Source organism: Pseudomonas kermanshahensis (genome assembly GCF_014269205.2).
In the GTDB taxonomy this organism is placed as follows: Bacteria; Pseudomonadota; Gammaproteobacteria; order Pseudomonadales; family Pseudomonadaceae; genus Aquipseudomonas; species Aquipseudomonas kermanshahensis.
The window spans coordinates 181,589-202,691 of the sequence record NZ_JABWRY020000001.1; the positions used below are offsets into that span (position 1 = coordinate 181,589).

Here is a 21,103-nt window from a genome sequence, read left to right on the forward strand (position 1 = left end):
AGGACCTGATAGAGATGGTCAACGCCCGTGTGGGGTGTCGCCGAGCCCTCTGGACCGCGGCTTGCGCCGGTCGGGGCTAAATGTGCCGCGTAGCATACAAGGGCTTGCGCAGGATGCCCAGCAAAAAATGGCACAGGGTGTTTCAGCTGGGGCGATGGCGGCGGAAGTGCGACCAGTGGAAGACCCAGCCGAGAATCTCCAGGCCTTGGGCCTGGCGCTGGGCGCGGGTGTAGCGCTCGACGGCGTAGTTGCGTCGGTCATGGCTGTGTAGGTACAGGGTGCCGTGCGGGCCGAGGCTGAGGTTGTTCACCCTCAGGGTACCGTTGTGCAGCAAGGCATAGGTCTCGCCCTCCATGACTTCGGTCATGCTCAGGTCTACCGCCAAGGTGGCCTCCAGCGGAATCAGCGGAGCCATGTTGGCGGCAGGCATGGCCAGGCAGATGGCATTTTGCGCAGCAACGCCCAGCGCCTTTAACGCCGTGGTGGGCAGGCGCAGGTGATGGTTGGCCACGGGGACAAGCAGGCCGTGCTGCAGTGCGTAAAACGGCACCTGCAGCAGCCGGCCGCTGTGTGCTGACAGCGGGGTGGGCGGGTTGGTGTGCGGTGGCCGTGGCGGGCCGCTGCGCAAAATCGGGTTGGGGTGCTTGGGGCCTTCGCCGCTGCGCAGCCAACGGCGATGCACGCAGAACAAGTCGGCCATTTCATCGAGGCGAGCCAACGGAACACCCCGTCTGAACCAGTTGTTGACGTGCTGGGGTGTGACGCTGCGTTGGGCAGCGAAATCGGAAGGGGTCAAGCCACATTCGTGCAGCAGGGCTTTGAGGCGGTCACCGGATGTGTTCATGGCCGCGAGTGTAGCGGCCGGGTGCCAGCTGGCATATGAACCGGATGTTGATGCGGCTTGTGCGAAAGGTGCTTGGTTGTAGGGCGTTGGAGTAGGGCGATGTAGGAATTTTTACTGGAAGGGTGTTCCCTCGCGCATAAAAAACCCCGCCGAGGCGTAATGCTGTTCTCTTAAGTTATCCATCGCCTGTATTGGGGCCGCTTTGCGGCCCATCGCGGCACAAGGCCGCTCCCACAATGTTCGCGCATGCCCTGTAAATAGGGGCATAACGCGGTCGGTGTGGGAGCGGCCTTGTGCCGCGATGGGCCGCAGAGCGGCCCCGGCATTCTTAAGTGAACAGCATTACCGCCGAGGCGGGGTTTTTCAGCAGTCGGTATCAGCCTTTGTAGGCAGCGACCGACTTGGTGATCGCAGCACGGGCGGCGTCGGCGCCGTCCCAGCCTTCGATCTTGACCCACTTGCCCTTCTCGAGATCTTTGTAGTTCGCGAAGAAGTGCTCGATCTGCTGGATCAGCAGGGCTGGCAGGTCGGTGTATTCCTTGACGTCGACATACAGCTGCGACAGCTTGTCGTGCGGCACAGCGATGACTTTGGCGTCGCCGCCGCCGTCGTCGGTCATGTTCAGGATGCCAACCGGGCGGGCACGGATGACCGAGCCTGGGGCAACTGGGTATGGGGTCACGACCAGCACGTCGAGCGGATCACCGTCGTCGGCCAGGGTGTTCGGGATGAAGCCATAGTTGGCTGGGTAGAACATCGGGGTAGCCATGAAGCGGTCGACGAACAGGGTGTCGCTGTCCTTGTCGATCTCGTATTTGATCGGCGCGTGGTTGGCCGGGATCTCGATGGCGACGTAGATGTCGTTCGGCAGGTCTTTGCCCGCCGGAATCTTGCTGTAGCTCATTGGGCAGTGCCCCCGTAGTTGACCAAAAAGTGGCGGCGATTATAGGCACATTCCGCATGGGCATGCCACGCCTGGCCTGATGTGCGGCCGCGTCAGGCGTGGCCTTCGCGGTAATCGGGGTGTTGGGCCTGCAACTGACTCAGGCGCGCCAGTGGGTCTTGGCGGTAGAACAGCGACAGTTGCTGGTAAACCTGCGGATACGCCTGCTGCAACAGGTCGGGGGCGCTGAAGAAGTATTCGCTGGTGACGGCGAAGAATTCTGCAGGGTTTTCTGCCGCGTAGGGGTCGATGGCGGTTTCAGCGTCGGGGTTCAGGTCCAGCTGGCGGTTGAGGTCGTCATAGGCCTGTTGCATGGCCGTCGCCCACTCATCCACGGGCATGCCACTGTGCAGCGGCGGCAGGCCGTTGGCGTCGCCATTGAGCATGTCGAGCTTGTGCGCCAACTCATGGATGACCAGGTTATAGGCCTCCCAACCACCACTGGCCAGCACCCCGTTCCAGGCCAGGATAACCGGCCCCTGTTGCCAGGCTTCACCGCTGTGTTCGCCGTCCCACACATGCTCCACACCACTGGCATCGCGGTGGCGCTGAGGGCTTTTGAAGTCGTCGGGGTAGAGGATGATTTCGTGGAAACCCTGGTACCAGTTCAGGTCACCCAGGTGCAGCAGTGGCAGCTGCGCCTGGGCTGCGAGGAACAGGCGCTGCTCATCGCTTAGCTCGACACCGGGCAGGGTGGTCAGGTGCTTTTCAAGCAAAAACAGGATGCAGGCTTCACGCAACCAGCGATCTTCTTCATCGCTGATACCGTCGAGCAACGGCAGGTGTTGGCGAACCGCCTGCCATTGCTCGGTTGTGATTGGGTAGCGCTTCAGGGTGCGCCGACGCCGCCAGGCGCTGAAAGACCACATGGCTGGGGTCAGTGAGCCTTGGCAGCACGGCCCAGGCGACCGCGCAGCAGGCCGAGCACCATCGGCACCAGCGACAGGAAGATGATACCGACCACCATCAGCGACAGGTGCTGCTTGATGAACGGTACATTGCCGAAGAAGTAGCCCAGCGTCACCAGGCCTCCGACCCACAGCAACGAACCGGCGACACTGAAGCCCAGGAAACGCGGGTAGTGCATGTGGGCAATACCGGCGACGAACGGCGCGAAGGTACGCAGAATCGGCAGGAAGCGCGCCAGGGTCACGGTCTTGCCACCATGGCGTTCATAGAATTCGTGGGTGCGCTGCAGGTAGTCGCGGCGGAAGATCTTCGAATTGGGATTGTTGAACAACCGCTCGCCGGCCGTTCGGCCAATCACGTAGTTGGTACTGTCGCCCAGGATCGCCGCCGCCATCAGCAGGCCCGCCAGCAGGACTGGGTCCATGCCGCCACCGGCCGCCACGGCGCCGGCGATGAACAACAGCGAATCACCTGGCAGGAACGGCATCACCACCAGGCCGGTTTCGCAGAAGATCACGGTGAACAGGATGGCGTAGATCCAGGGACCGTAATTGGTGACCAGCAGATCGAGGTAGGCATCGAGATGCAGGATAAGGTCCAGCGGGTTGAAATCCATGTACAGCACCTGTGTTCTGGGGCGTAGGCTCGGTTACCAGGGGATGGGTAAATTTTCACACATGACAAGTGGGGCATTATACGGCGAAGTGAGGATCATGCCCGGGGAGTTTGTAGCGGCGGGTTACGGAAGGGGAAGATTCATGCTGCCTGTACCGACTTCACTCGGCAGGCCCACCCATACCTCTGGCCATGCGCGATCCTTGTAGGAGCAGCACAAGGCTGCTCCTACAGGTACAGGTGATAAGGCCTGCGCAGGTCAATCCTGATGGATTGGCAGGATGTAGCTCTCGAACTCGGTGTCCTTGCGAAAGCCGATGGACTCGTAGGTCTTTTGCGCTGCCTCATTGTTGGCGCTGGTCGACACCCGCATCCGCACGGCGTTGGTCTCTTTAGCCATCTTCTTGGCCTCGCGCATCAGGTGGTCGGCCACCAGCATGCGTCGCGAGTCTTCGGCCACATAGATGTCATTGAGAATCCACACGCGTTTGAGCGACAGCGACGAAAAGCTTGGATACAGCTGGCAGAAACCGAGCAACTTGTTGGCATCGTCATCCGCCAGTGCCAGGTAAATCACCGACTCGTCCCGCTTCAGGCGCTTTTCCAGAAAGCTGCGTGAGCTGTCCGGGTAGGGCAATTGCCCATAGAACTCGCGGTATTTGACGAACAGGGGGGTCAGCAGGTCGAGGTGTTCCAGGGTTGCCTTGATGATACGCATGTGCGGCCCTCAGGATCCATTTGGGGAAACAGCGGATTGCCAGCCGCTCTCAACAGCATGCTGCCTAATGCGTGCGAGAAGCGCAATCCGCCTTCCGTGACATGATTTTTACCCTTTTCCGAGCAGAAAGTTTCCTTTTTGGCTGGCGGGGGTATCGCTCTCCAGGCTATGGACCTCGGCTTCGTCCTTCAGATTCACCCCGGAAAGCTGCCGGCGACACGCTTCACGCATCAGGTACAGCAAGCGGTGGGCCGCCATGCCATAGCTCAAGCCCTCAAGGCGCACGTTGGAGATGCAGTTGCGGTAGGCGTCAGTCAGGCCGACCCGCGGCGCGTAGGTGAAATACAGGCCGAGGCTGTCGGGCGAGCTCAACCCCGGGCGCTCGCCGATCAACATCACGGTCATCCGTGCGCCCAGTAACTCGCCAACCTCATCGGCCACGGCCACGCGGCCCTGTTCCACCAGCACCACCGGGGCGCTGGTCCAGCCGTCGGCAGCGGCCTGTTCCTCGAAACGGGTCAGAAACGGCAGGGTATGGCGGTGCACGGCGAGGGCCGAGAGGCCGTCAGCGACGACGATGGCCAAGTCGACACCGCCCGGGTTGGCCTGGGCATGCTGGCGCAGGGTTTCGATCGAGTCTTCGTTCAGCCGCCGGCCCAGGTCCGGGCGCTGCAAATATTGGTCGCGGTCGTGGGCGGCGCTGTGCAACACCAGGCTGTCGCGCCCGCGGTCACTGAGCTGGGCGGTCAGCCCGGCATGGTCGAAGGGCAGGTGCACGGCATCACGGGCCTGGGCATGTGCGAACTGGAAGTCCAGTTGGGCGCCGGTCGGCAGGCTGGTGCCGGTGCGGCCCAGGGCGATACGCGCCGGGGTCAGGGTACGCAGGGCCAGCCAGGGGTTGTCGGGGGTTACGGTGCGAGGGTCCATGGTCATCCCTATGCAAGCTGTGCCAACGCCTGGCGGAACGCCGGCGGCAGGTTGTCACCAAAGCGCACCCGGCCATCGGCCTGGGTAAAGATGCCGGTGCGCGCCAGCCATGCTTCAAATTCGGGGCCGGGCTTCAGGCCCAGGGTCTGGCGCGCATACAGCGCGTCATGGAACGACGTGGTCTGGTAGTTGAGCATGATGTCGTCGGAGCCGGGGATGCCCATGATGAAGTTGATCCCGGCCACACCCAGCAAGGTCAGCAGGGTGTCCATGTCGTCCTGGTCGGCTTCGGCGTGGTTGGTATAGCAGATGTCGCAACCCATCGGCACGCCCAGCAGCTTGCCGCAAAAGTGGTCCTCGAGGCCGGCGCGGATGATCTGCTTGCCGTTGTACAGGTACTCCGGGCCGATGAAACCGACCACGGTATTGACCAGAAACGGCTTGAAGTGCCGGGCCACGGCGTAGGCACGGGTTTCGCAGGTCTGCTGGTCGACGCCGTGGTGGGCGTTGGCGGACAGGGCGCTGCCCTGGCCGGTCTCGAAATACATGAGGTTTTGCCCAAGGGTGCCGCGCTTGAGCGACAGGCCCGCTTCGTAACCCTCCTGCAATACGTTGAGGTTGATGCCAAAGCCTGCGTTGGCAGCTTCGGTACCGGCGATCGACTGGAACACCAGGTCCAGCGGCACGCCACGGTTGATCGCTTCGATCGAGGTGGTGACATGGGTCAGCACGCAGGCCTGGGTGGGGATGTCGTAGCGCTGGATGATTGCATCGAGCATTTCCAGCAGGGCACAGATCGAGGCGATGCTGTCGGTGGCCGGGTTGATGCCGATCATGGCGTCGCCGTTGCCGTACAGCAGGCCGTCGAGGATGCTGGCGGCGATGCCGGCGGGTTCGTCGGTCGGGTGGTTGGGTTGCAGGCGGGTCGACAGGCGCCCGCGCAGGCCCATGGTGCCGCGGAAACGGGTAACCACGCGGATCTTCTGCGCCACCAGGATCAGGTCCTGGACGCGCATGATCTTCGACACCGCCGCCGCCATTTCCGGTGTCAGGCCCGGCGCCAGCGCGCGCAGGCTGTCTTCGTCGGCTTCTTCGCTGAGCAGCCAGTCGCGCAGGCCGCCCACGGTGAGGTGGCTGACCGGTGCAAAGGCTTGGGCGTCGTGAGTGTCGATGATCAGGCGGGTGACCTCATCCTCTTCATAGGGGATCAGCGCCTCGGTCAAAAAGTGCGTCAGCGGGATGTTGGCCAAGGCCATCTGCGCGGCGACCCGCTCACCGTCGTTGCTGGCGGCGACACCGGCCAGGAAATCCCCAGAACGCGCGGGGCTGGCCTTGGCCATCACGTCCTTGAGGCTGTCGAAGCGGTAGACCAGGTGGCCTACCGTGTGTACGAAACTTGCCATACAGATTCTCCAGAGCGCCGCGGGGCTGGCCCGCGGCGGGTGTCGGCGTTCAGTGCAAGGCCTCTTCGGCCTTCTGGATCGCGGCGAATTCCTCTTCCGGTGTGCCCGCTACCAGGTGGTGGCGGCTGTAGAACGCAAAGTAGGCAATTAATACTCCATAGATCACCGCGGCGCCAATCACAACCCGCGGGTCGACCAGGAAGCCCGCCACCACGGCGATGCACGCCAGTACCAGGGCTACGCCCGAAGTGAAGACGCCGCCCGGAGTGCGATACGGGCGTTCCATTTTCGGACGGCGGATGCGCAGGGTGATGTGTGCAGCCATCATCAGCACGTAGGACAGCGTGGCGCCGAACACCGCGACCAGAATCAGCAGGTCGCCCTGGCCGGTCAGCGACAGCCCGAAACCGATGAGGCCGGGGATGATCAGGGCCAGGACCGGCGCCTTGCTTTTGTTGGTCTCGGAGAGTTTGCGCGGCAGGTAGCCGGCGCGGGACAGCGCGAAGATCTGCCGCGAGTAGGCATAGATGATCGAGAAGAAGCTGGCAATCAGGCCAGCCAGGCCGACCAGGTTGACGAAGCTGCCCATCCAGGTGGAGCCGCCATAGGCTTTGGACAGTGCCTCGACCAGTGGGTTACCGGAGGCCTTGAGCGCTTCGGAGCCCGCCGCGCCAGGGCCGATCACCAGAATCAGCAGGGCGAAGGCCAGCAGCACCAGCATCGCGCCGATCAGGCCGCGGGGCAGGTCGCGTTTCGGGTTTTTGGTTTCTTCGGCGGCCAGCGGCACGCCTTCGACAGCGAGGAAGAACCAGATGGCGTAAGGGATTGCGGCCCACACGCCGACATAGCCGAACGGCAGGAAACTGCTGGCGCCGGCGGCGTCGGTCTTGGCGATGTCGAACAGGTTGGCTGCATCAAAATGGGGCACCATGCTCACCAGGAACACGCCCAAGGCAATGGCGGCAATGGCGGTGATGATGAACATCAGCTTCAGCGCTTCGCCGACGCCGAAGATGTGGATGCCGATGAACACGATGTAGAACGCCAGGTAGATGACCCAGCCGCCGATGCCGAACAGTGACTCACAATAGGCGCCGATGAACACAGCGATGGCCGCCGGGGCAATGGCATATTCGATGAGGATGGCCGTGCCGGTAAGAAAACCGCCCCATGGGCCAAAGGCGCTGCGGGCAAAGCCGTAACCGCCGCCTGCAGTGGGGATCATCGACGACAGCTCGGCCAACGAGAAGCACATGCACAGGTACATGGTGGCCATCAGCAGGGTGGCGAGGAACATGCCGCCCCAGCCGCCTTGGGCCAGGCCGAAGTTCCACCCGGCGTAGTCGCCGGAGATCACATAGGCGACCCCGAGGCCGACCAACAGCACCCAGCCGGCTGCGCCTTTTTTCAGTTCACGTTGCTGGAAATAGTCCGAACCGACTTTTTCGAAGTCGACAGAAGAGCCTGCCGGCACATTACCGGAATGATCGCTTGGCATAGTTTCACCTGTTGTTTTTCTTGGTGGCCGGAGGGACTTCCAGCCCATGGTGATAGGTACTGCAGGAAGTGAGCCAGAGCGGTTCGTGCACGGGAACCGCGCTGGCTTGTGGTGGTGACGAACCGCTGCGGTGGGCTGCAAAGCAGCCCCCGCAGCCATCTCAGGTTTAGAAGAAGCCCAACGGATTGATGTCGTAACTCACCAGCAGGTTCTTGGTCTGCTGGTAGTGATCGAGCATCATCTTGTGGGTCTCACGCCCAACGCCGGACTTCTTGTAACCGCCAAACGCGGCATGCGCCGGGTACAGGTGGTAGCAGTTGGTCCATACGCGGCCAGCCTTGATGCCACGGCCCATGCGATAGGCGCGGTTGATGTCGCGGGTCCACACACCGGCACCCAGGCCGAACTCGGTGTCGTTGGCAATCGCCAGGGCTTCGGCTTCGTCCTTGAAGGTGGTGACGCTGACCACCGGGCCGAAGATTTCTTCCTGGAAAACGCGCATCTTGTTGTTGCCCTTGAGCAGGGTCGGCTGGATGTAGTAGCCGGTCGACAGCGCGCCTTCGAGTTTTTCCACCTTGCCGCCGGTCAGCAGCTCAGCGCCTTCTTCCTTGGCGATTTCCAGGTACGACAGGATCTTCTCGAACTGCTGTTGCGACGCCTGGGCGCCGACCATGGTGTCGGTGTCCAGCGGATCGCCACGCTTGATCTGCAGGACCTTCTTCATCACCACTTCCATGAACTGCGGGTAGATCGACTCCTGCACCAGGGCACGCGACGGGCAGGTGCACACTTCGCCTTGGTTGAAGAATGCCAGCACCATGCCTTCGGCGGCCTTCTCGATGAAGCTCGGCTCGGCCTGCATGATGTCTTCGAAGTACACGTTAGGCGACTTGCCGCCCAACTCGACGGTGGACGGGATGATGTTTTCGGCGGCGCATTTCATGATGTGCGAGCCGACCGGGGTCGAACCGGTGAAGGCGATTTTGGCGATGCGTTTGCTGGTGGCCAGCGCTTCGCCCGCTTCGCGGCCGTACCCTTGGACGACGTTGAGCACGCCTTTGGGCAGCAGGTCGCCGATCAGCTCCATCAGTACGGTGATGCCCAGCGGGGTCTGCTCGGCGGGTTTGAGCACCACGCAGTTGCCTGCGGCCAGGGCTGGGGCGAGTTTCCACGCGGCCATCAGCAGCGGGAAGTTCCACGGGATGATCTGCCCGACCACGCCCAGAGGCTCGTGAATGTGATAGGCGACGGTGCCTTCGTTGATTTCGGCGGCGCCGCCCTCTTGGGCGCGGATGCAACCGGCGAAGTAACGGAAGTGATCGACCGCCAGCGGGATGTCGGCGTTGAGGGTTTCGCGGATTGGCTTGCCGTTGTCCCAGGTTTCGGTAATGGCCAGGACTTCAAGGTTCTGCTCGATGCGGTCGGCGATTTTCAGCAGCACGTTGGAGCGGTCCTGAACGGACGTGCGGCCCCAGGCATCGGCGGCGGCGTGGGCGGCATCCAGGGCTTTGTCGATGTCTTCGGCAGTGGAGCGGGGAAACTCTGCGATCAGCTTGCCATTCACCGGGGAGGTGTTTTCGAAGTACTGCCCCTTGACCGGAGCTACGAATTCACCACCGATGTAGTTGCCGTAGCGGCTCTTGAAGGTAACCTTCGCGCCTTCGGTACCGGGATGTGCGTAACGCATGGTGTGTCTCCTGGCTATTGTGTTTGTTAGGGAGTTGAAAAGCGTAGAGCAAAGGTTGGGCCAGTGTTTTGAGGTTCTGCTAAATCAAGCACTTAGGGTAATTTTCAGGGGGCTGTGAAAGCCCGCTGTGCCAGCCGTGGTACGGCCTGTGTGACACTTTGTGCCATTTGCGACACGCTGCCGGCAGGTGCATTGCAAAGGCCCGCCGGGTGGAGGATGCTGGCTGAACGCTCGATCTGCGGAGAACCACAACACATGCAGAGCAATCACTTGAGTCGCCATGCCCAGCAAGTGCATACCGTTGCCCACGGTGAAGCCGGGGCGGGCGGCAGTGACCCGGCGATCGCCCGGTCCTGGCTGCGCTGCCTCGAGGATTACCACCTCGACCCGACGCTGATCGAGGCCCCCGTGGTGCTTGAACACGGGCGCTTGCTGGAAACCCGCGAGCGCCTGCACCAGGTGCTGAAAATTGCCGACGCCGAGATGAACAGCCTGCATCAGCAGCTCTCTGGCGCTGGCCATGCGGTGCTGCTGACCGATGCCCGCGGGGTGATCCTCAACTGTGTCAGCGCCCCCAGCGAGCGGCGCATCTTCGAGCGGGCAGGGCTGTGGCTGGGCGCCGACTGGAGCGAGGCGCGCGAAGGCACCAACGGTATCGGCACCTGCCTGGTCGAGCGCCAGGCCCTGACCATTCATCAGCACGAACACTTTCGTGGCCGCCACACCGGCCTGACGTGCTCGGCAAGCCCGGTGTTCGACCCGCATGGCGAACTGCTGGCGGTACTCGACGTGTCGTCGGCGCGGCCCGATGTGTCGCGGCAGAGCCAGTTCCACACCATGGCCTTGGTCAACCTCTCGGCGAAGATGATCGAGAGCTGTTATTTCCTGCGTCATTTTCAGCAGCAGTGGCTGCTGCGCTTTCATCTGCAGGCTGAGTCGGTCGGCTTGTTCAGCGAGGGCTTGCTGGCCTTCGAGGGTGACGGGCGGATTTGCGCCGCCAACCAGAGCGCGCTCAACCTGTTGGGCACCGTTCGCGGTGGCGTGCTGGGGCAACCGGTGGAGCGGTTTTTTGCCTGCAGCCACGACGAACTGTTCAGCCGCGCCGTGCCGGGCGGCAGTACTGTTTGGCCATTGCAGACACGCGACGGCCGCCAGGTGTTTGCCAGCCTGCGAGGCCAGGCGCGTACGCCGGTATGGTCAGTACCGCTCAGCCAGCCCCAGCCCCAGCGTGCTGAAGCGCCAGGCATCTGCCTGCTCGACCCGGCGTTGCAAAACGACTTCCGCCGCTGCGTGCGGGTATTCGAGCGCGATGTGCCGCTGCTGTTGCGTGGCGAGACCGGTTGCGGCAAGGAGGCATTCGCCCAGGCCGTGCACCAGGCCAGCCTGCGTCGCGGCAAGCCGTTCGTGGCGATCAACTGCGCCTCGATCCCAGAGAGCCTGATCGAAAGCGAGCTGTTCGGTTACCGCGGTGGCAGCTTTACCGGCGCACGCAAGGAAGGCATGCGCGGCAAGCTGCTGCAGGCCGATGGCGGCACGTTGTTGCTGGACGAGATTGGTGACATGCCACTGGCCTTGCAGACGCGCCTGTTGCGGGTCTTGGAAGAGCGCCAGGTGGTGCCGATTGGCGGCGAGCCCCAGGCCGTGGACGTGCGCATCGTCAGTGCCACCCACCGCGACCTGCTGGAGCGGGTGGCGCAGGGCAGCTTCCGCGAAGACCTGTATTACCGGCTGAACGGGCTGGAGGTGGCCTTGCCCTCAGTGCGCGAGCGCAGTGACAAGGGCCAGTTGCTGGACTTTTTGCTGCGTCAGGAAGCCCAGGGACAACGGGTTGAACTAGAGCCCAGTGCGCGTCAGGCGTTGCTGGACTTTGCCTGGCCGGGGAACGTGCGGCAGATGCGCAATGTATTGCGCACGCTCGTGGCGCTTTGCGATAACACCTACATCGGGTTCTCCGACCTGCCCGCGACTTTCCGGAGTCATGCGGCCCCTGTGGGGGCGGGCTTGCCGCGCGAAGCAGGCAACGCGGTGGATGGCACCGGCTTTGCCGGTGTTCGCGGGGCAAGCCCGCTCCCACACGAGGAGCAAAATAGTCTCACCCACAAGCGCGCGCCAGTGCGCCTTGAGGACGCTGAGTGCGAAGCGCTGCTGTCAGTGCTGGAGGCAAACCGCTGGCACTTGACCCGCGTTGCCGAGCATCTGGGCATCAGCCGCAATACCTTGTATCGAAAACTGCGCAAACACGGCATCACCCGGGTCGGCTGAGCGAAACAGCGGGTGCGATTTCCCGCGCCCTGGGCTACCCTGCCTCGATGTTTTGCGAGGTCGACCATGCATATTCACATTCTCGGTATTTGCGGCACGTTCATGGGTTCCCTGGCGGTCCTGGCCAAAGAGCTTGGCCACCGCGTCACCGGCTCCGATGCCAATGTCTATCCCCCGATGAGCACCCAGCTCGAAGCCCAGGGCATCGAGCTGACCCAGGGCTATGACCCGGCTCAGCTAGACCCAGCACCCGACTTGGTAGTGGTCGGCAACGCCATGTCGCGGGGCAACCCGGCGGTGGAATACGTGTTGAACAAGGGCCTGCCCTACGTCTCTGGCCCTCAGTGGCTGGCTGACCACGTGCTGCAGGGCCGCTGGGTATTGGCCGTTGCCGGTACCCATGGCAAGACCACCACCAGCAGCATGCTGGCTTGGGTGCTGGAGCATGCCGGCATGAGCCCTGGGTTCTTGATCGGCGGCGTGCCACAGAACTTCTCGGTGTCCGCGCGTTTGGGCGACACCCCGTTCTTCGTGGTCGAGGCCGACGAGTACGACAGTGCGTTCTTCGATAAACGCTCGAAGTTCGTCCACTACCACCCGCGCACCGCGATTCTCAACAACCTTGAGTTCGATCACGCGGACATCTTCCCCGATCTGGCCTCCATCGAGCGCCAGTTCCACCACCTGGTGCGCACGATCCCGAGCGAAGGCCTGGTGATCCATCCGACCACCGAACAGGCGCTGGAGCGGGTCATCGGCATGGGCTGCTGGACCCCGGTGCAAACCACCGGTGAAGGCGGCCAATGGCAGGCGCGCCTGCTCAGCCCCGATGGGTCGCGCTTCGAAGTGCTGTTCGAGGGCGAGGCACAGGGCGTGGTCGATTGGGCGCTGACCGGTCAGCACAACGTCGCCAATGCCTTGGCAACCCTGGCTGCGGCCCGCCATGTCGGTGTAGTGCCGGCCATGGGTATCGCCGGGTTGAGCGCCTTCAAAAGCGTCAAACGGCGCATGGAGAAGGTCGCTGAAGTGCAGGGCGTGACCATCTACGATGACTTCGCTCACCACCCGACCGCCATCGCCACTACCCTCGACGGCCTGCGCAAGCGCGTAGGTGAAGCACCGGTGATTGCGGTGATCGAGCCGCGCTCCAACTCGATGAAGCTCGGTGCCCACCGCGATGGCCTGCCGGAAAGCGTCAACGATGCCGACCAGGTCATCTGGTACGCACCGGCCAACCTGGGTTGGGACCTGGCCGCCACGGCGGCGCAGTGCACCGTGCCGAGCGTGGTTGCCGACAGCCTCGAAGCGATCATCGAGCGCATCAAGGGCCAGGCACGGCCGGGCACCCACGTGGTGATCATGAGCAACGGCGGCTTCGGCGGCCTGCACGGCAAACTGGCCGAGGCGCTCAAGTGAGCGGGCCGGAGCGCATCACCCTGGCCATGACGGGCGCCTCTGGCGCGCAATATGGCCTGCGCCTGCTCGATTGCCTAGTGCGTGAGGACCGCGAGGTGCATTTCCTCATTTCCAAGGCCGCGCAGTTGGTGATGTCCACCGAAACCGATGTGTTGCTGCCGCCTAAGCCTCAGGCGATGCAGGCGTTTCTGACCGAATACACCGGCGCTGCCAACGGCCAGATCCGCGTGTATGGCAAGGAAGACTGGATGTCGCCGGTGGCTTCCGGCTCTGGCGCACCGGCGGCGATGGTGGTGGTGCCGTGTTCCACGGGTACCTTGTCGGCGATTGCCACCGGTGCTTGCAACAACCTGATCGAGCGGGCCGCCGACGTCACCTTGAAGGAGCGCCGCCAGTTGATTCTGGTGCCGCGTGAGGCCCCGTTCTCGACGATCCACCTGGAGAACATGCTCAAGCTGTCGCAGATGGGTGCCGTGATCTTGCCTGCGGCCCCAGGCTTCTACCATCAGCCGCAAACCATCGATGACCTGATCGATTTCGTCGTTGCGCGCATTCTCAACCTGCTGGACATCCCTCAGGACATGCTGCCACGTTGGGGTGAACATCACTTTGGGGCGGATGATTGAAGCGAGCACTGTCGGGGTTGGTTGCATTGGCGCTGCTCAGTGGCTGCGCCACGGTGCGTACGCTGGATGCCAACAAGCCAGGCGCGCCGGTGGTGTATGCCGGTACGCGGCTGGACCTGTATGTGATGAACGGCGGGTGCTGCCCTAAAGATCATTTCGGCGCGCTTGCGCCGGCCTACCCAGGCCTGGATCTGCCCGGTAGCCTGATACTGGATACGCTGCTGCTGCCGTTGTCGTTGCTGACGGCCGCAGGCGTCGGCTTCCAGGCCACCGGCGGGCTTTGATTACCGTATTAACGCGTAATCCGTGCGACACGTGCGACGCTAGTTTTTGCCCAGGCGGCGCAGTTCATCCGACTCGATCACCCGCACCCCGTCTTCTTCCTCCAGCGCCAGGCGCCACAGCGCCCGTGCCAGGGTGCACGCCTCGATACCTCGATACTTCCCAGGTATCAGCTTGGAAAGCGGCGAAATCAGTTGCTCGCCAAAGCGCGGCTCAATGCGATCACCCAGCAGCACCGACGGGCGGACGATGGTCAGCTGTGGCCAGTCCTGGGCCTTGAGCGCTTCTTCCATTTCACCTTTGACGCGGTTGTAGAAGATCGATGATTTAGGGTCGGCGCCGACTGCGCTGACAACCAGCAAATGGCGTGCACCGAGTTCCCGGGCGCGCTTGCTGAAGGCCACGACCATGTCCAGGTCGACGGCGCGGAAAGCCGATTCGGAGCCGGCCTGCTTGAGCGTGGTACCCAGGCAGCAATAGGCGATATCGACACGCCCGGCCAGCTGCGGAAGAAACACCGCCGGGTCGCCCACTGGGTTTTCCAGGTGCGGGTGTTCGGCCAGCGGCCGGCGCGTAGGGGCCAGCACCCGGCTGATGGTCGGTTCGTTGAGTAGGCGGTCTAGCAGGTGTTCACCCGTCAGACCCGTGGCACCGGCAAGCAGGACATGCTGAGGCGTCAAATACATGATGTCTCTCCCTTGTTACACACAAGCTTAGTGGTTGCCGGGCTTTTTTTCCTGCTGCTCCACCGTCGCTTGCGCAGCATTGCGTAGCGCTTCTTCGGCCTGTTGCTGGCGTAGGTGCTGCCAGTGTGCCAGTACTGCTGGCGGCGCCCACAGCTGCGGTTCAGAGGCTTCGAAACCTTCCTTTCGTTCTCTTTCGGCAACGCTGGCGCGTGCCAGTTCAAACGCCTGTTTCAGGTCGTCGGTCTGGTTCAGCGCCTCGGCGAACAGGGCATCGCCAAAGTAGGTGAAGTCGGCTTCTTCCGAGCAACCGAACGACACCCGATCGGCGCGGGCGGCGGTCATGATCACCGTGCGATCGTCTTTGAGCGGCGCGATGTAGCCCCCTGAATAGCAGGCCGAGATGACGATTACCTTGTCGCGCTCTTTCAGCGGTGCCAGGGCACTGGCCAGCTCGTCGGCGGACAGGTCGGCCAGTTGCAGGCGGGGTTGGTCGAGCACCAGTTGGTGGTCGTGGCTGCCGTGGCTGGTGAGGTAGATGAACACCAGGTCCTCGGGGCCGCTGCGTTCGGCCAGGGTATGGGCAGCGCGGGTGAGGTTCTCGCGGGTGGCCATGGGGCGGCTGGCCATGTGGTCCCGGTGGTTGACCAGGGTGACCTGGCCGCGGGCGCCAAAACGGACTTTGAGCATGTTGCTGACATAGTCGGCTTCGCGCAGGAACACGCTTTGCTGGCCATCGCCGGCCACGACCAGGCTGTATAACTGGATGGCCGGCGCGGTAGGCGGCACCCGTGCCAGCGCGTCCTCTAGCAGGCGGCCCTGGTTGAGCAAGGCCAGGTCTAGCGGGTCGGGCAACAGCGTGCCCTTTTCGTCGCGCACGCGTACGCCATTGACCCAAGTGCCACCCTCGACCTTGCCGTTGCTCAGGGTCAGCCGGCCTTTGCCATGGTAGGCATCGTTTTCGAAGGTGCCGATGTACTGGCTGCCGTCGGCCAGTTGCAGGTTGCCTTGGCCAGAAAAGTGCCAGTCAACGAAACCGCCTTTGTAATGGCTGCCATCGCTGCCGAGCAGTTCACCTTCGCCGACCAGTGAGCCATCCTTGAATTCGCCGATCCACACGTCACCTTCGGCGCTTTCATAGCGGCCGCGGCCTTCCAGGCGGTTGTCCTTGAACTCCCCGATGTATTGCTCGCCGTCGACGCTGTCGTAGGTGCCGCTGCCTTGCAGCAGGCCATCGACGAAACGGCCGCTGAACTGGTTGCCGCTGGCGTCGCTGCGCACGCCGGCACCGTTCGGTTTGCCTTTGGCGAACAGACCCTGGTAGCGGCTGCCGTCGGCCAGCTCCAGCTCGCCTGCGCCTTCGTACTGGTCGTCCTTGAACTGGCCGCGGTAGGTCTGGTCGGCTTGCTTGAGGGTGCCTTCACCGTCACGTCGGCCGTGGCTGAAGGTGCCGGCATAGTGGCTGCCTGGTGTGGTCAAGTCGCCGAGGCCCTGGAACAGGCCTTCGGCGAACTGGCCCCGGTAGACCTCACCGTTCTGGCCGTGCCATTCGCCCTGACCATGCCATTGGCCGTCCTTGAAACTGCCGGCGTACCAGCTGCCATTGGGGTAGTCGATGCGGCCCTCGCCTTGCAGCAGGCCATTGACCACTTCGCCCCGGTAACGCCCGCCGTCGGGCAGCCGCGCGTCCGGAGGTAGTAGCGATTCGCCATCTCCGCACGCGGCGAGCAACAGGATCAGGGTGACAGGGATCAGTGGACGCATGGTGGAGACCGGGCAATAGGTCTGCCGAGTATGACGCAGAATGGGGGGCTGAGACAGATAGGTGCATGCCTTGTGGGGTGTGTTGCCTGTGAGATCGAGCGCCGCCCGCGCGGCGCTCGATCTCACAGGCGCAGAACCCCTCAAGGCATGCACTTCTAGACCCAGACGCCACCCCAAGCCATGCCCCTCATTCCCTCAATGCCCCCGCAAAAAATCCACCATCTTCCGGTTGACCGCTTCAGCCGCCTCCATCTGCACCATGTGGCCAGCGTCCGGCAATACCAGCACTTCGGCTTCCAGCCCGTCGGCATGGCTGGCCGGTATAATCGCGTCCTTCCCGCCCCAAATCACCAGCGCCGGATGCTGCCCCAGCACGCCGCGCAGGTCGTGGCGCTGCTGGTCGCCCTCGGCGATAGCCGACACCAGCTGGCGCAGCGCCGCATCGACGCCCTCCAGGCGCTTGAACTTGAGCATGTCCTCCAGCAATTGCCGGGTAACCAGCGCTGGGTCGGCAAACAACTGCACCATTTGCGGCTTGAGTGCATTGCGGTTCGCCGCAGCCACGAAACCTTGCAGGTACTGCCCGTTGATCGCAGCCCCAAGCCCAGCGCTGGCCACCAGGGTGAGGCTGGCCACCCGCTGTGGCGCCAGGCGCGCCACGTTGAGGCTGACAGCGCCGCCCATCGAGTGCCCGGCCAGGTGGGCGCGGGGGATGTCCAGGTGGTCGAGCAGTGCCAGCACAGTTTCGCTCAGTTCATCCAGGTCGCCGCGTTGCAGCGCCTTGGCCGACTCCCCGTGCCCCGGCAGGTCAAGGGCGATGACGCGGCGCTCGGCCGCCAGCGCCGGATGGTTGAACAACCAGTTGTTCAAATCACCGCCAAATCCATGCACCAGGACCAGCGGCGTTCCGCCTTCGCCCAGTTCGAACCAGCGCAACAGGCGGCCGCCCACGTCGGCTTTTTGCGGGGTTGGCCCTTGTGCCTGGTCGGCGCCACCTTCGGCGACGAATCCGGCCTGGAAGCGCTGCACTACGGCATCGATCTCGGCCTCGTCGGCTTCGCCTTCCACCACCACCGCCAGCAACGCGCCGACCGGCAGGGTTTCATCTGGCTGGGCCACCAGGCGGCGCAATACACCGCTGAAGGGGGCTTCGACGCTGCTGCTGATCTTGTCGGTCTCGACGTCCAGTACTTCGTCGCCTTTGTTGATGGCGTCACCTTCCTGCTTGAGCCAGGTGTCCACCCGGCCCTCAGTCATCGACAGGCCCCACTTGGGCATGGTCAGCGTATGGATCTGGCTCATGCGGCGCTCCTTGCAGCTTCGATCACTTTGCGCACGGCGGCCTCGATCTTCGCCGCGTCGGGGATGTACAGGTCTTCCAGCGCATCGGAGAACGGCACCGGCGTGTGCGGCGCGGTGACCATCTCGATCGGGCCCTTGAGGGCGCTGAAGGCTTTCTGCGCCACCAGTGCGCTGATGTCGGTGGCCATCGAGCAGCGCGGGTTGGCTTCGTCGATCACCACCAGGCGCCCGGTTTTCTCGACGCTTTCCAGGATGCTGTCCTCATCCAGCGGGCTGGTCGTGCGCAGGTCCAGCACTTCGCAGTCGATGCCTTGGCGGGCCAGGTTGTTGGCGGCTTCCAGCGCCACATGGACCATGCGCCCGTAGGTCACCAGGGTCACGTCGTCGCCGTCGCGCAGGAAGTTGGCTTCGCCGAACGGCACGCTGTAGACCTCTTCCGGCACCTCGCCCTGCAGGCTGTAGAGCAACTTGTGCTCGCAGAAGATCACCGGGTCGTTGTCGCGTATCGCCTGGATCAACAAGCCCTTGGCATCGTATGGCGAGGACGGGCAGACCACCTTGAGGCCGGGGATGTGTGTCCACAGCGAGGTGAGCATCTGCGAGTGCTGGGCCGCAGCGCGCAGGCCAGCGCCGTACATGGTGCGCATCACCAGCGGGGTCACGGCCTTGCCGCCGAACATGTAGCGGAATTTGGCGGCCTGGTTGAGGATCTGGTCCAGGCAGCAGCCGGCGAAGTCGACGAACATCAGTTCGCACACCGGGCGCAGGCCTTGGGTTGCGGCACCCACGGCGGCGCCGACATAGCCGATTTCCGACAGCGGCGCGTCGAGCACCCGCCCCGGGAACTGGTGATACAGGCCCTTGGTCACGCCCAGCACGCCACCCCAGGCGTCCTCTTCACCGGGCGCACCGGCACCGCCAGCCACGTCTTCGCCAATGATGAAGACAGTGCTGTCGCGGCGCATTTCCTGGGCCAAGGCTTCGTTGATGGCCTGCTGGTAGCTGATCTTTCTTGCCATGGTGATTCTCCTCTTGTTCTTGTAATCCGCGGCTCAGGGGTAGCTGACGTAGACGTCGCTGAGCAGGTCGGCGGGCTGTGGCTTGGGATCGGATTTGGCGCGGCGCACGGCGTCTTCGATCAGGTCTTCGACACGCGCGTCGATGGCGTCGAGTTGCTCGGCGCTCAGCAGGCCGGCACGGGTGGTCTTGTTGCGAAACTGCATCAGGCAATCACGGGACTCGCGCAGGTTTTTCACTTCATCCGGGGCGCGGTAGGTTTGCGCGTCCCCTTCGAAGTGGCCGTAGTAGCGGCTGAGCTTGACCTCGATCAGCGAGGGGCCTTGCCCGGAGCGCGCACGCTCGATGGCCGCCCCCGCTGCTTCGTACACGGCGAAGAAGTCGAAACCATCGATGGTCACGCCCGGCATGCCAAAGCCGGCAGCGCGGTCGGCAATGTGGTCGCAGGCCACCGACCAGTTCGACGCCGTGGCCTCGGCGTAGCCGTTGTTCTCGGCGACGAAGAGGCACGGCAGGTTCATGATCGAGGCCATGTTCATGGCTTCGAACACGGCGCCTTCGTTGGAGGCACCGTCGCCGAAGAATGCCACCGACACGTCATCGCGGCCCTTGAGCTTGGCGGCCAGCGCGGCGCCTGCAACCAATGGCGCACCGGCCCCGACGATGCCGTTGGCACCGAGCATGCCCTTTTCCAGGTCGGCAATGTGCATCGAGCCGCCCTTGCCGCCGCACACGCCGGTCTTCTTGCCGTAGATCTCGGCCATCATGCCGTACACGTCTACGCCCTTGGCGATGCAGTGGCCGTGGCCGCGGTGGGTCGAGGCGATGCAGTCGCTGTCACGCAGGTGGGCCATGACGCCTGCGGCGGACGCTTCTTCGCCGGCATAGAGGTGGACGAAACCGGGGATTTCGCCGGTGGCGAATTCCACGTGCAGACGTTCCTCGAAGGCGCGGATGGTGCGCATCACTTCATAGGCATGCAGTAGTTGTTCTGTACTGAGTTGATTGGACATCTTGTTGTTCTCCAGGGTTGTCTCAACACGCGGTTGCAGGGTGTAGCCGGTGGCCGCGCGGCACGGCCAGCAGGTGATGGCGGGCGGCGTGGGCCAGCACGGCCTCGACGTCCACGGTGAGCGGGCCTTGGTGGTCCAGGGTGATGGTGGGGGTGTCGTGCTCGGCGAATTCGATCTCGCGTTCACCATCCAGGGCCAGGGTGCCGCTGCTTAGGCTCAGGCGATGGGCGGCGCCGGGCGTCAGCACGCCGCTGGCGGTGATGCCGCAGCCTTGCAGCAGGCCAGGCGCCAGGGGCGCGAGCAGGGCCTGCTCGGCGCCGGGGTTCAGGCGCACCCAGGTGCCGTGCGGGTCCTGGCGTGACACCGGGCACCACAAGCCGCACAGGGCGGACAGGCCAATGGCATGGGGTTCGGCGAAGCAGGCGAACACCTCGCTCAAGTCTTCGCTGCGGCTCAGGGCGCGGGCGCCAATGAAACGCTGGGGCGACACGGCGACTTCCACCAGTGCCCACTCGTCCAACTGCTGCTCGGGCACCTTCACCCGCAAGCGCTTGTTGCGGCGCAGGCCGATGCTGGCGGGCACCCAGCCGCTGGCGAGCAAGCCGCCCGCCAGGCCGGCGCTGGTGGCTTCGCGTAATTCCGGGAAGGCATTGTTGGTGCCGGTGGACAAGGTCAGCAGTGGGATGTCACCGGCTTCTGCTGCCACTGCCTTGTGGGTGCCGTCGCCGCCGAGCACCGCGATCATCGCCACGCCTTGGCCGACCATGCGTCGGGTGGCCAGGCGGGTATCGGCAACGGTCTGGGTCAATGGCAGGTCGAGCACCTCGATGTTCGGCCAGTGCTGGTCGCGCGCAGCGGGGCCTTGGCTGGCCTTGAGCACGGCGGCGGCGATGCCGGTCATGTCGGTTGGCAGCAGCACCCGGCCGATGCCGGTGGCACCGAAGGCGGCCAACAGCCGCTGGATCGCCGACGCCTTGTCGGTGCTCGAATAGAGCCCGGCACTGGCGGTCAGGCGGCGCAGGTCGCGGCCGGAGGCAGGGTTGGCAATGATCCCGACAGTCGGGGTGGGTTGCGGCATGGCGCACCTCGTATTCTTGTTTGTCAGGGACAGAGCAAGGGAGGTGCCAGCTTTGTTTCATCTGCCTGAAGTGGCTGTGCCAGAGCGGTCTGTGCGTAGGAAAGGGCGTGCGCCCA

General features: G+C 63.8%; 19 protein-coding genes. 4 read left to right on the forward strand and 15 right to left on the reverse strand.

From position 1 onward, the window contains the following. Window positions 1–142 precede the first annotated feature (142 nt). The 9 genes from HU764_RS00930 to exaC form a co-directional block, all read right to left on the reverse strand. The gene (locus HU764_RS00930; protein WP_186682139.1) at window positions 143–844 is read right to left on the reverse strand and encodes a LexA family transcriptional regulator; all 702 of its coding nucleotides are present in this window, start codon (window positions 842–844) and stop codon (window positions 143–145) included. Window positions 845–1,220: 376 nt separating this feature from the next. Further along, window positions 1,221–1,748, reverse strand: coding sequence for an inorganic diphosphatase (gene ppa / locus HU764_RS00935; protein WP_016497835.1), 528 nt, complete (start codon window positions 1,746–1,748; stop codon window positions 1,221–1,223). A gap of 92 nt (window positions 1,749–1,840) precedes the next feature. Further along, window positions 1,841–2,656 carry a M90 family metallopeptidase gene (locus HU764_RS00940; protein ID WP_186682137.1) on the reverse strand — a complete coding sequence of 272 codons (816 nt, stop codon included), beginning with the start codon at window positions 2,654–2,656 and terminating at the stop codon, window positions 1,841–1,843. An 8-nt stretch (window positions 2,657–2,664) separates the two neighbouring features. Continuing rightward, on the reverse strand, window positions 2,665–3,312 hold the full coding sequence (locus HU764_RS00945) for a DedA family protein (protein WP_027594930.1): 648 nt from the start codon (window positions 3,310–3,312) through the stop codon (window positions 2,665–2,667). Window positions 3,313–3,570: 258 nt separating this feature from the next. Continuing rightward, window positions 3,571–4,029 carry a GNAT family N-acetyltransferase gene (locus HU764_RS00950; RefSeq protein ID WP_027594931.1) on the reverse strand — a complete coding sequence of 153 codons (459 nt, stop codon included), beginning with the start codon at window positions 4,027–4,029 and terminating at the stop codon, window positions 3,571–3,573. A 108-nt stretch (window positions 4,030–4,137) separates the two neighbouring features. After that, on the reverse strand, window positions 4,138–4,956 hold the full coding sequence (gene eutC, locus HU764_RS00955) for an ethanolamine ammonia-lyase subunit EutC (RefSeq protein ID WP_099430860.1): 819 nt from the start codon (window positions 4,954–4,956) through the stop codon (window positions 4,138–4,140). A gap of 8 nt (window positions 4,957–4,964) precedes the next feature. Next, a complete protein-coding gene (locus tag HU764_RS00960; RefSeq protein WP_027594933.1) occupies window positions 4,965–6,359 on the reverse strand; it encodes an ethanolamine ammonia-lyase subunit EutB in 1,395 nt (464 codons plus the stop codon). Between the two features lie 49 nt (window positions 6,360–6,408). Beyond that, entirely contained in the window at window positions 6,409–7,857 is a 1,449-nt protein-coding gene (gene eat / locus HU764_RS00965; RefSeq protein ID WP_099428234.1) for an ethanolamine permease, read from the reverse strand. A gap of 166 nt (window positions 7,858–8,023) precedes the next feature. Further along, the gene (gene exaC / locus HU764_RS00970) at window positions 8,024–9,544 is read right to left on the reverse strand and encodes an acetaldehyde dehydrogenase ExaC (protein ID WP_186703995.1); all 1,521 of its coding nucleotides are present in this window, start codon (window positions 9,542–9,544) and stop codon (window positions 8,024–8,026) included. Window positions 9,545–9,799: 255 nt separating this feature from the next. Between exaC and HU764_RS00975 the strand changes: the two genes are divergently transcribed. From HU764_RS00975 to HU764_RS00990, 4 genes are all read left to right on the forward strand, one after another. After that, window positions 9,800–11,806 (forward strand): sigma-54-dependent Fis family transcriptional regulator, encoded by a 2,007-nt coding sequence (locus tag HU764_RS00975; protein ID WP_186703996.1) that lies wholly within the window; start codon window positions 9,800–9,802, stop codon window positions 11,804–11,806. Between the two features lie 66 nt (window positions 11,807–11,872). Continuing rightward, window positions 11,873–13,222 carry a UDP-N-acetylmuramate:L-alanyl-gamma-D-glutamyl-meso-diaminopimelate ligase gene (mpl, locus tag HU764_RS00980; protein ID WP_085274005.1) on the forward strand — a complete coding sequence of 450 codons (1,350 nt, stop codon included), beginning with the start codon at window positions 11,873–11,875 and terminating at the stop codon, window positions 13,220–13,222. Further along, window positions 13,219–13,848 (forward strand): flavin prenyltransferase UbiX, encoded by a 630-nt coding sequence (gene ubiX / locus HU764_RS00985; protein ID WP_186703997.1) that lies wholly within the window; start codon window positions 13,219–13,221, stop codon window positions 13,846–13,848. Before mpl ends, ubiX begins: the two co-directional genes overlap by 4 nt. Then, window positions 13,845–14,132, forward strand: a complete 288-nt coding sequence (locus HU764_RS00990; RefSeq protein WP_186703998.1) for a YceK/YidQ family lipoprotein — start codon at window positions 13,845–13,847, stop codon at window positions 14,130–14,132. The genes ubiX and HU764_RS00990 overlap by 4 nt, the downstream gene beginning before the upstream one ends. 39 nt (window positions 14,133–14,171) lie before the next feature. Here HU764_RS00990 and HU764_RS00995 read toward each other — a convergent pair whose 3' ends face one another. From HU764_RS00995 to HU764_RS01020, 6 genes are all read right to left on the reverse strand, one after another. Continuing rightward, a complete protein-coding gene (locus tag HU764_RS00995; protein WP_027594940.1) occupies window positions 14,172–14,816 on the reverse strand; it encodes an oxidoreductase in 645 nt (214 codons plus the stop codon). A gap of 27 nt (window positions 14,817–14,843) precedes the next feature. Next, a complete protein-coding gene (locus HU764_RS01000; protein ID WP_186703999.1) occupies window positions 14,844–16,577 on the reverse strand; it encodes a C13 family peptidase in 1,734 nt (577 codons plus the stop codon). A 195-nt stretch (window positions 16,578–16,772) separates the two neighbouring features. Continuing rightward, window positions 16,773–17,879: an acetoin dehydrogenase dihydrolipoyllysine-residue acetyltransferase subunit gene (locus HU764_RS01005; RefSeq protein WP_186704000.1), complete on the reverse strand. Its 1,107-nt coding sequence runs from the start codon at window positions 17,877–17,879 to the stop codon at window positions 16,773–16,775. Continuing rightward, on the reverse strand, window positions 17,876–18,898 hold the full coding sequence (locus HU764_RS01010; RefSeq protein WP_186682121.1) for an alpha-ketoacid dehydrogenase subunit beta: 1,023 nt from the start codon (window positions 18,896–18,898) through the stop codon (window positions 17,876–17,878). Before HU764_RS01010 ends, HU764_RS01005 begins: the two co-directional genes overlap by 4 nt. A 33-nt stretch (window positions 18,899–18,931) precedes the next feature. Further along, window positions 18,932–19,909, reverse strand: coding sequence for a thiamine pyrophosphate-dependent dehydrogenase E1 component subunit alpha (locus HU764_RS01015; protein ID WP_186682119.1), 978 nt, complete (start codon window positions 19,907–19,909; stop codon window positions 18,932–18,934). Between the two features lie 22 nt (window positions 19,910–19,931). Beyond that, on the reverse strand, window positions 19,932–20,987 hold the full coding sequence (locus tag HU764_RS01020) for an ATP-NAD kinase family protein (protein WP_186704001.1): 1,056 nt from the start codon (window positions 20,985–20,987) through the stop codon (window positions 19,932–19,934). Between the last annotated feature and the right edge of the window lie 116 nt (window positions 20,988–21,103).